This window comes from Streptococcus sp., from assembly GCF_019414905.1.
Taxonomy (GTDB): domain Bacteria; phylum Bacillota; class Bacilli; order Lactobacillales; family Streptococcaceae; genus Streptococcus.
In genome coordinates this window covers 2,097-3,792 of record NZ_DXLC01000112.1, presented here as the reverse complement: position 1 = coordinate 3,792, position 1,696 = coordinate 2,097, and the positions used below count along the sequence as shown (strand labels likewise).

3 protein-coding genes are annotated in these 1,696 nt (G+C 41.0%); 1 reads left to right on the top strand and 2 read right to left on the bottom strand.

Going from position 1 to position 1,696, the window contains the following annotated elements; genetic code table 11:
* Nucleotides 1-892, bottom strand: an 892-nt coding sequence (locus QZ359_RS03480) for a DNA helicase (protein WP_293960040.1), incomplete at its 3' end; no start/stop codon positions are given.
* Nucleotides 893-1,366, bottom strand: coding sequence for a transcriptional regulator NrdR (gene nrdR, locus QZ359_RS03475; protein ID WP_001203672.1), 474 nt, complete (start codon nt 1,364-1,366; stop codon nt 893-895).
* 139 nt (nt 1,367-1,505) lie between these two features.
* Between nrdR and QZ359_RS03470 the strand changes: the two genes are divergently transcribed.
* Nucleotides 1,506-1,696, top strand: a 191-nt coding sequence (locus QZ359_RS03470; protein WP_293959559.1) for a GntR family transcriptional regulator, incomplete at its 3' end; no start/stop codon positions are given.

Genomic DNA, 1,696 nt, shown 5'->3' with positions numbered 1-1,696 from the left:
TATTAAAGGTCAATAAGAGAATAATATTGATGACTTCATCCAACAATCCCAAACCAGCCATCTGTTGCAAAAGTTCTCTTTCTGTTTGGGTAATGGTTCCCTTACGTGTTTGCTTGATTTCTGCCAAGAACTGCAGGGCCGTTTTACTTTTGGCTTCCTTGATAATGGTTGCTTCCTTAGGACTAAAGTCAGAGGAAATCGGTTTTTGAGCGATTTTTTCCCGCATGCGTTTTGTTGAAATAACCTGGAAAACAGCTGTTGACTTGGCCAATTGATAAGTTTCAAACCAAGTCCATTTCTTCTCCTCAGCGATGGCAAAAAGGTTTAAGACATCGGACTGTTCATCCGAAAAGCGAAGTCCATCTCGAGCCATCAGCTGACGAAAATGATCCAAGTCAAAATCGTTGGCCACTTTCTTCTTGAGACCAAGGTCTTCTTGACTTCCCAGCTCTGCCAAATCTGGAAAGACTTGATTGAGTGAGACAGGTATTTCTTCTCCCTCAGCACTCTCAACTCTCAAATCCTCCACAGCGGCATCGCCAATTTTTTTCTCCAAGAGTCTACGATAAACAGGATGTTCCAAGAAATCCTGACTTGAAAGAGGAGCATGGATAACTATCTGATAGGTATCACCCTTTTGATAGAGGGTCAAGAGATTAAAAGCAGATAGGATTTTCAAGGATTTTAAAAGTCTGTCCATCCCAAAATTGAGATGATTGAGAATGCTTGAAAAGAGGTATTCCTTTCTGCCATTATCCCAAAAACTAATCGTATAAAGATAAAGGCTCAGTGCCTCCTGACCGATAATCGGGAGGTAGCACTGTACCAGAGATGAGGTATCTTGCGACACCCGATTATTCTTTAGATAAGAAAAACGGTCAATTGGCTTCATTTATCTTTCCTTTTTCTTTTTAGAGGACTGGGTGATTTGTTGGAGCAAGCTCTCTAACTCACTCACATCCTTAAAACTACGATAGACACTGGCAAAACGTACATAGGTAATCTCGTCCAATTCAGCCAACTCCTCCATGACGAGTGAACCAATGTCCTCACTTTGAATTTCATTTTCATTTCGACCACGGAGTTTCTGTTCGATACGATTGACTACCATGTTGATTTCATCACTTGACACAGGACGTTTCTGGGCTGAGCGGATAATCCCATTAAAGATTTTATCTCTAGAGAATTGTTCCCGTGTGCCATCTTTTTTAACAACCACTAAGGTTCTTTCTTCTACTCGTTCGTAGGTTGTAAAACGGTGTTGGCATTCATCGCACTCACGTCTTCTACGAATAGTGTTCCCTTCTTCTGCTTGGCGACTATCGATAACACTTGACTTGGTAGCCCCACATTTTGGACAACGCATCCTTTCCCTCCTTATCGTTTTCTTTTCATTATACCATTTTTTAAACGATTCCCAAAACAATTCTTCTTTTTGCTTGACAAGTTTTTTGTTTTGTTGTATTATTTAATTAAGACAAGAGGATAAAAGAAAGGAGACCAAGATGTCCTGGACATTTGACAACAAAAAACCCATTTATTTACAGATTATGGAGAAAATCAAGCTTCAGATTGTTTCCCATACACTGGAACCCAATCAACAACTTCCAACCGTGAGAGAGCTGGCGAGCGAGGCGGGCGGCAAGCCAAACACCAACCAAAGAGCCTTAACAGACCTCCAAAGAGAAGGATTTGG